We start from the raw sequence: 7,568 nt of genomic DNA, 5'->3' as shown, positions 1-7,568 counted from the left end.
TATACTTATTTGCATTCAAATTAAGAGTTTGAGTGTATAAACATTTTTATACAAAAGATAACATCTTCTTGCAAAATAGAGCAGTTTTTTCAAAAAAAATAGTTATGCAATTCTTAATTTGAAATCAAACTAGTATAGATCAACTATTCGTGGACGTGTTTTTTTGCGTATATAGTGGTTCCGATTCAATCGCATAGAAAAATATAGGATTAACGACAAGTTTCAATTCGTTGACTTGAACCCCGTATGTTTTCAAGTCATACTCTAGACTAGAGCGAGTAGTGGCAGTTATAAGACCTAACTTTTTTCCTAAACTATGCAGAGTGCTCAAAGTACTTATTGTATCTTTAAATAGAGTTTTAGGGAATTTACTCCGCGTAGCTATATTATAAGACATAGCTATGTTGACGTGATCTGTCTCATATAGCAGCTTAAGTAATAAAGTCAAAGGCTTGCCCCAATGAATCCGTAGTTCCTCATTTTTAAGTTTTTTACCATAGAACGTTTGCGCAATGTACTTATGTGTGCCAATTTTGCTTTAAGAGTACCAACCAAGGTATCATCATGATCAAATAGGATCATTTTAATGGAAGGGCATAATGAAGTTGTTTCTTTATACATAGTTCTTATTTTGTAACAGTTAATTATTATTTTGTCCATCTTGGACTAGAGCTGTTGATTCTTTAATACAATTTAGATATGGAATAATAAAAAGTATTGGTATAGATATGCTCTTAGATGATCATAAAGCTGCAGAACTTATTACAGTCATTACAACTACTCATCCCATTTGTACGGTCCCCTCAGATGAACATCTCTATCTTGCCCAGGCAAGTTTATTCATAAATCTCACCCTTGCAAAGAGTAAAAAAATCATTGTTTTTGATGGGGTAGCACCTGGATTTAAAGATCGCAGTTCCAAATATGATTTATATAAGAAAAAAATTAAAGATCTTCAGAAGACCGACCCAATTTTTGCCAATACAAAATTGCTATTTTGTGAAGAATGGGTCCAACTCTCCGGCACTATTCGCCTAGCTTTAAAACACGTAACAACCCCTTTTGTTTTCATTCACCAACACGATATGTGTTTTACAAAAAAATTCCATCTTAATGCTTGCTTAAGCTCTATGCTTATGAATAAGAACATCAAATGGATTCATTTTAGCGGTAAATTCCATTCTTCTCTTACAGGAGATATGCAAAGTTCTTGCTTTGGCCCTGCAGATAATTATATTGAAGGAAACAGTTTAATTCCTTTAACAAGAATTTATGGATGGTCTGATCATGCCCATATAGCACGCGTGGACTATTATCATCATTTTATTATGCCCATGTGTAAAAACAACTATATGGAAGACTATGTTCATAAAAATTTTAAAAAATTTCTGTTAAATAAAAGTTTAGATGAAGTACATGCAATCCATTTAAAATTTGGTACGTACTTATATGGGGATCTAGAGGATGGCTGTTTCTTTTATCATATGAATGGACGTGCTGATGATCCAAAGTATTATGTTAAAGAATAAAAGGAGTTAAAAAATGAATAAAAAGACAATACCCACAAAGTTAGCCACCCCAAATGACTTAAAAGGTCTCCAAGAAATCTGTAAAAGCATTAATCCCTTAGTTGCCGATGCTTTTGCTTTATATGTAAAAACAAAAAGTTTCCATTGGCATATGTCAGGTAGCCATTTTCGCGATTATCATCTTTTATTCGATGAGCAAGCAGAACAAATTTTTGCGATGATTGATGTTTTAGCAGAACGCGTTCGCAAGCTAGGTGGGACAACAATATGCTCGATAAATGATATTAGCCGCTTACAAAAAATTAAAGATGATGAAATTATACTAGAGCCAAAAAAAATGATTCAACATCTCATGCACGATAACAAAAACTATGCAGCTCATATGCGGTCTACACATCAAATTTGCGCAGAACACAACGACGTTGCAACAGCTAGTATCTTAGAGGTATTCATAGATGAAACAGAAAGAAGAACTTGGTTTCTTTTTGAAATCCAAGCATAGAACCCTTACGCTATGCTAATAGAGATCATGATGCACAGCATCATAATGACTACAATTGAAAAACGAAACATTTGACGTCCAAAGAGCTTATCATTAGTATTTTTAAAGCCTTTTATACACAATAAAAGCCAACTAATACCGATTAACCCCATAACTATCAAATATGCATATCCTGTATAACCCCATAGCATCAGCATACATACAGGGATAAGAAAGGCCATGATATAAAGCAGCATATGCACCTTGGTAATATAGATACCCCTTTTAACAGGTAAGACCGGGATTGATGCAGCAACATAATCATCGAGTCGATACATAGCAATTGCAAAAAAATGCGGCATTTGCCAAAGAGCTACGATCATAAATAGTAGAAAAGCTCCCATATCAAAACGATCAACTACAGCACAATAACCAACAACCGGCGGTATACCTCCTGAAATACTTCCTATAGCGGTTGCATAAGAAGAACGGTGTTTTGATAAGCTATACAAAATTACATAAATAAAAAAACCAGTTAGCGCAATGATTGTCGTTAAAAGATTGGTGTATAGCATTAAAAGCAAGATGCCAAACAACCCGAGAAAAATGGCAAATATAATGGCCTTTTGTAGAGAAATTATTCCCCTTGCTAGAGCTCGATTTTTAGTTCTTTCCATCATTTTATCTATATTGCGATCAATATAATTATTAAAGACGCAAGCCGACGCAATAAGCAGCGATAAACCCATAAGAGTTGCTAAAAATAACCAAGGATCAATCTGTGCTTTCGATGCAAGAATAAAACCACCTAATGCAGTTATTGCATTACCAAATATAATTCCAGGTTTAGTAAGCATAAAATAAGTTTTAATCATGTATTTCTTTTATCCCCTCTTACATATTTGGCATCACATTATACCTTAAATTTTCCATAATCCAGAGCGATCCAATTACTAAAATTACAAGGATCGTTATCATAAAGAGAAAAAGCTGAGAGTTCCAATAAGGCTTAGGTTCTTGTCCTAAGTGTAAAAAAAAGAGCAATTGAATGAACATCTGTACAATACCTAAACCAATAATAATAGAAATTAAAACTCTACTGCTGAATACGTGCTCTACTACCAAAAAATAAGCCGCTAAAGTTAATAAAATAGATAGAAAGAATCCCGTCAGATACGATTTAAAAGCTCCAGTTTCTTGATTCATACAGCTCCCATTAGGTACACAATAGTAAATATAAAAATCCATACGACATCTAAAAAGTGCCAGAACATGCTCAAACAGGTAAGTCTTTTAAAAGTAACGCAAATAATCCCTTTACGTAAAAGTTGCACTACAACAAAAATCATCCATAATAAGCCAGCTGTAATATGCAATCCATGCGTTGCAACAAGCGTAAAAAAAGCAGATAAAAATCCACTTCTCTGCCAGCTATTTCCTTCATGAACCAAGTGAGTAAATTCCTTTAGTTCCATTGTTAAAAAAGCGATGCCTAATAAAAAAGAAATCCCTAACCAAATAAGTACTTTTTTTCTATCCTTAACCTGTGCTGCTAACATAGCAAGTCCACAAGTAAAGCTACTAGTTAGCAGAATAAGGGTTTCGCTTAAAGTAAACGGGAGGGAAAATAACTCATACCCAGAAGGCCCACCATATATATTATTGCGTAGTACTGCATACGTTGCAAAAAGCGTTGCAAATAAAATACAATCTGTCATTAGATAGACCCAAAATCCAAAGACAGTGTTTTCTTGGTTTATAGATTCTTGCATCTCGCCTCTATTTTCTCTATTTCAGTAGCCAGTACATAATAATCGGTATCATTATCAAACATGCGAATAACAATACAGGCAATTACTCCAATAAACCCAATTATACCCAGCCAGATAATATGCCAGATCAAAGCAAACCCTAAAATGAAGCTAAATCCACCAATAAATAGCCCCATCGGGGTGTTTTTGGGCATATGAATGTCTTTATAGTGTGGTTTTTCTGCTACTTTGGCGTGTTTCATAGACCAAAAAGAATCTCTTTTATGGACTTCGGGAAGAATAGCAAAATTATAAAACGGTGGTGGTGAAGAAGTGGACCATTCTAGCGTTCTACCATTCCATGGATCCCCTGTAAGGTCTCTATTTGCTTTGCGTTGTTTAACGCTTACAAGTATCTGCAAGATCTGAATTCCAATGCCGCAGATGATCATAGTGACCCCAATAGCTGCAACTATAAATAAAGGCTGCCATCCTGTAGATGCTTCATAGTGATCCAGACGTCTGCTAGCTCCCATCAGCCCCAAAACGTATAAGGGCATGAAAGCTAATAAAAAACCAATGAACCAACACCAAAAGGCATATTTACCTAAACCTTCATGAAGCTTAAAACCCATAAACTTAGGAAACCAGTAGGTAATACCTGCTAAAAAACCGAATAAAACCCCACCAATTACCATAGAATGGAAATGTGCAATTAAAAATAAGCTATTGTGTACTTGAAAATCTACCGGTGCAGCTGATAGCAAAATACCTGTCATACCACCTGTAGTAAAGATAAATACAAAACCTAAAAACCAGAGCATGGGGGTTGTAAAATACACTCGACCTCTAAACATGGTAAATAACCAGTTAAAAATTTTTACACCTGTAGGGATAGCGATAAGCATTGTCATAATGCCAAAAAAAGCATTCACATTAGCTCCGGATCCCATAGTAAAGAAGTGATGCAACCAAACAAGAAAAGATAACAAAGTAATGGCAACAAGGGCCCATACCATCGAATCGTAACCGAATAATCGCTTTTGTGAAAAAGTAGCAACTACTTCTGAAAAAATCCCAAAAGCAGGCAAAATCAAAATATACACCTCTGGATGACCCCATGCCCAAATGAGGTTGATGTACATCATGGGATTACCTCCAAAATCAGCAGTAAAAAAATGCATGTGCAATAGTCTATCTAAAGAGAGCATTCCAATAGTTGCTGTTAAGATTGGAAAAGCAAAAATAACCAAAGTCATCGTACATAAAGCACTCCAAACAAATAATGGCATTTTCATTAAAGTCATTCCTGGACAACGCATTTTTAAAATAGTAACAAGAAAGTTAATACCTGAAAGCAAGCTACCAATACCTGCAATCTGCACGCTCCATATCCAGTAATCCACCCCTACTCCAGAATTGTATTTAAGACCTGAAAGCGGAGGATATGCTACCCAACCAGTTCCGGAAAATTTACCAATAATGAGAGATAAAAGAAGAAGAACTGCTCCTACAGAAAATAAATAAAAACTTAGAGAGTTTAAAAAAGGAAAAGCCACATCACGCGCGCCAATTTGCAAGGGCACAATGAGATTTAAAATCCCAAATACAAGACCCATACCCACAAAGAAAATCATAGTCGTGCCATGAGCTGTAAAAACCTGCTGAAAATGAGGCGATGATAAATAACCATGAGCATCACTAACAGAAAGAATCTGTTGTAAGCGTATCATACCAGCATCAAATACCGCTTTTAGTAACATGACAAAGACGACAACAATGTACATCACTCCAATTTTTTTGGGATCAAGTGAGGTTAAATACTGCGTCCAAAGCCACCTAAATCGCTTAAAGTACCATAAAAGCCCTAGAACAATCATCAAACCAAGAATCATCGAGATTCCTGCTGCGATTTCAATAGGGTCCTGACGAAAAGCATCCCAAGTTAATTTTCCAAACATATCAATCCATCCTCGTCATTGGCATCGTATATTTCCTAACAATCCAATCGTATAAATCTTGCTTTTCTAGCACATAAGAAGTCGCAGGATCATTTTCACTAGGCTCTGCTAACCTGATATACTCTGCTAAATTAAGAAAATTGGAGGATTCGCTTAATGAATCCACCCATTGATAGAAATCAGCTAGAGAACTGGCTTTAGCAATAAATGTCATTCCCACAAAACCCCTTCCACTTAAATTAGCTGATGAACCTCTAAAATTACCTTTTTCATTAGCTATAAGGTGTAGTTTGGTTTTCATCCCTGGCATTGCATAAATCTGACCACCTAGCTCTGGAATCCAAAAAGAATTCATGGGAGCATCTGAGGTTATTTCAAAGTTAATCGGGGTTTTTTCTGGAAATTGTAAGAAATTAATAGTTGCAATCCCCTGTTCTGGATAAATAAATAACCATTTCCACTGCAGAGCAACTACTTGTATTCTAAGGGGTTTCTTATCCGATTCAAGGGGTTTGAACGGATCTAACTCATGAGTACTTTTCCAAACCAGTATCGCCATTGCTAGAACAATGGCACAAGGAAGACCCCACCAGATAGATTCAGATAATAAGTGTTTATCCCAATCCGGTGTATATTTAGCTTGATTCCCCTCTCTATATTTCCAAGAAATAACCCAAGTAAGGATAAAAACAGGGATAACCACAATAAGCATGATCAAGGTAATCTTGATAAACAAGTCGCGTTCTTTTACTGCAATCATTCCCTTAGGGTTCAGTACAGCAATATCAATACCGCTTAAATACACCAGCGATAGAATTATTACAGCTAAAGAAAGTAAAATGAAAAATAAGGCTCTATATTTCTTTTTCATTTTTTTAAGATCCTAAAACTATAAAATAATTTCTATGTTTTACATAAAATACTTAGCGTTGTCTAGGATAAAAAATGATAGAAATTGCATTAAAAGATATCTTGATCTTACTGCCGAGGATATTATACTGAAATGCATTAGAAAAAAGACTTTTCAAATACTAAATTTATGGAATTTTTCTCATTGATTGAGTTGTGAATCTTAGCTCTATGCAACCTGAAGCGAACTTTATCACAAGAAACCAAAAAGACATCCTCAAGGCTCGTCATCGCCATGAACGGGATAAAAGGCTATGCGATAGAATCAAATCTATTTTATTGCTAGATGAAGATTGGACATACCTACAAGTAACACATGCTTTACTCCTAGATGACGATACGATAAGACGTTAGACGGAAAAGAAGCCTTACTAAATTTGAACTATACGGGAATAGAAAAAGAAGAGAAGAAGCTAAAGCAAGTTCTGTGGCATTTTGAAAATCGGAATTTTATTTTGAGGAAGATGCTGTTAAAGCTTTTGAAGTGGTTAGAAAGAGGCACAAGTAATGTCTATTAGTAAGTATCTAGGTCGAGGCAAACCAAAAAATGGGGCTGAAAAGGTCATAGTTGGCTATAAAATGGAAACATCGTTTAGAAGAAATCAAGAAACAATTAACAATATTTTGAATAAGAAGGGAAGATTTATTTTGGCTACTAATGAATTGGATTTAGAAGGCTATAAAGATAAACAAATACTAGAGGAATATAAAAAACGGCAGAATGTGGAGGGAGGATTTCGTTTTTTAAAAGATCTTTGGTTTATGGCCGATTTTATTTTTCTTAAATTACCCAAAAGAATAGAAGCTCTGATGATGATAATGATTTATAATATTGGCCAATATAGGTGGCCCTTTCAACCTCGAAGTGCACAAAAAAGAACATATAAATACTTGAAAAAACATCTATTGTGCACCCGAGCATAGCATGTTTGTAGAT

Annotated in this window: 10 protein-coding genes; 4 read left to right on the top strand and 6 right to left on the bottom strand. The window is 35.1% G+C overall.

Annotated elements, in window-relative coordinates; all coding sequences use genetic code 11:
* Nucleotides 1-139 precede the first annotated feature (139 nt).
* Nucleotides 140-514: an HAD hydrolase-like protein gene (locus tag RHOW815_RS05820; RefSeq protein WP_256439918.1), complete on the bottom strand. Its 375-nt coding sequence runs from the start codon at nt 512-514 to the stop codon at nt 140-142.
* 214 nt (nt 515-728) lie between these two features.
* On the opposite strand from RHOW815_RS05820, the gene RHOW815_RS05815 reads away from it, so the two are divergent.
* Together RHOW815_RS05815 and RHOW815_RS05810 are read left to right on the top strand one after the other, a co-directional pair.
* Nucleotides 729-1,529 (top strand): hypothetical protein, encoded by an 801-nt coding sequence (locus RHOW815_RS05815; protein WP_215217389.1) that lies wholly within the window; start codon nt 729-731, stop codon nt 1,527-1,529.
* 13 nt (nt 1,530-1,542) lie between these two features.
* Nucleotides 1,543-2,031 carry a Dps family protein gene (locus RHOW815_RS05810; protein WP_215217388.1) on the top strand — a complete coding sequence of 163 codons (489 nt, stop codon included), beginning with the start codon at nt 1,543-1,545 and terminating at the stop codon, nt 2,029-2,031.
* Between the two features lie 5 nt (nt 2,032-2,036).
* Here the strand turns inward: RHOW815_RS05810 and cyoE are convergent, their stop codons facing one another.
* From cyoE to cyoA, 5 genes are read right to left on the bottom strand one after another with little or no spacing between them, the layout of a single operon-like run.
* Nucleotides 2,037-2,885 carry a heme o synthase gene (gene cyoE / locus RHOW815_RS05805; protein ID WP_245397490.1) on the bottom strand — a complete coding sequence of 283 codons (849 nt, stop codon included), beginning with the start codon at nt 2,883-2,885 and terminating at the stop codon, nt 2,037-2,039.
* 19 nt (nt 2,886-2,904) lie between these two features.
* The gene (gene cyoD, locus RHOW815_RS05800; protein WP_215217387.1) at nt 2,905-3,216 is read right to left on the bottom strand and encodes a cytochrome o ubiquinol oxidase subunit IV; all 312 of its coding nucleotides are present in this window, start codon (nt 3,214-3,216) and stop codon (nt 2,905-2,907) included.
* Entirely contained in the window at nt 3,213-3,782 is a 570-nt protein-coding gene (gene cyoC, locus RHOW815_RS05795; RefSeq protein WP_215217386.1) for a cytochrome o ubiquinol oxidase subunit III, read from the bottom strand. The genes cyoD and cyoC overlap by 4 nt, the downstream gene beginning before the upstream one ends.
* A complete protein-coding gene (gene cyoB, locus RHOW815_RS05790; protein ID WP_320412344.1) occupies nt 3,767-5,722 on the bottom strand; it encodes a cytochrome o ubiquinol oxidase subunit I in 1,956 nt (651 codons plus the stop codon). Before cyoB ends, cyoC begins: the two co-directional genes overlap by 16 nt.
* Nucleotide 5,723: 1 nt before the next feature.
* Nucleotides 5,724-6,593: a ubiquinol oxidase subunit II gene (cyoA, locus tag RHOW815_RS05785; RefSeq protein ID WP_215217385.1), complete on the bottom strand. Its 870-nt coding sequence runs from the start codon at nt 6,591-6,593 to the stop codon at nt 5,724-5,726.
* Between the two features lie 209 nt (nt 6,594-6,802).
* On the opposite strand from cyoA, the gene RHOW815_RS05780 reads away from it, so the two are divergent.
* Both RHOW815_RS05780 and RHOW815_RS05775 read left to right on the top strand, forming a co-directional pair.
* On the top strand, nt 6,803-6,985 hold the full coding sequence (locus RHOW815_RS05780) for a hypothetical protein (protein WP_215217384.1): 183 nt from the start codon (nt 6,803-6,805) through the stop codon (nt 6,983-6,985).
* A 153-nt stretch (nt 6,986-7,138) separates the two neighbouring features.
* Nucleotides 7,139-7,555 (top strand): hypothetical protein, encoded by a 417-nt coding sequence (locus RHOW815_RS05775; protein ID WP_215217383.1) that lies wholly within the window; start codon nt 7,139-7,141, stop codon nt 7,553-7,555.
* The last annotated feature ends 13 nt before the right edge of the window (nt 7,556-7,568 follow it).

This window comes from Candidatus Rhabdochlamydia sp. W815 (genome assembly GCF_018642185.1).
Lineage (GTDB): Bacteria > Chlamydiota > Chlamydiia > Chlamydiales > Rhabdochlamydiaceae > Rhabdochlamydia > Rhabdochlamydia oedothoracis.
This window is presented reverse-complemented; position numbering and strand designations above follow the sequence as displayed.

Coding starts and splice junctions, on each gene's coding strand:
- cyoC (WP_215217386.1), bottom strand. CDS start 3,782: ATGCAAGAATCTATAAACCAAGAAAACACTGTCTTTGGATTTTGGGTC.
- RHOW815_RS05810 (WP_215217388.1), top strand. CDS start 1,543: ATGAATAAAAAGACAATACCCACAAAGTTAGCCACCCCAAATGACTTA.
- cyoE (WP_245397490.1), bottom strand. CDS start 2,885: ATGATTAAAACTTATTTTATGCTTACTAAACCTGGAATTATATTTGGT.
- cyoD (WP_215217387.1), bottom strand. CDS start 3,216: ATGAATCAAGAAACTGGAGCTTTTAAATCGTATCTGACGGGATTCTTT.
- RHOW815_RS05775 (WP_215217383.1), top strand. CDS start 7,139: ATGTCTATTAGTAAGTATCTAGGTCGAGGCAAACCAAAAAATGGGGCT.
- cyoA (WP_215217385.1), bottom strand. CDS start 6,593: ATGAAAAAGAAATATAGAGCCTTATTTTTCATTTTACTTTCTTTAGCT.
- RHOW815_RS05780 (WP_215217384.1), top strand. CDS start 6,803: ATGCAACCTGAAGCGAACTTTATCACAAGAAACCAAAAAGACATCCTC.
- cyoB (WP_320412344.1), bottom strand. CDS start 5,722: ATGTTTGGAAAATTAACTTGGGATGCTTTTCGTCAGGACCCTATTGAA.
- RHOW815_RS05815 (WP_215217389.1), top strand. CDS start 729: ATGCTCTTAGATGATCATAAAGCTGCAGAACTTATTACAGTCATTACA.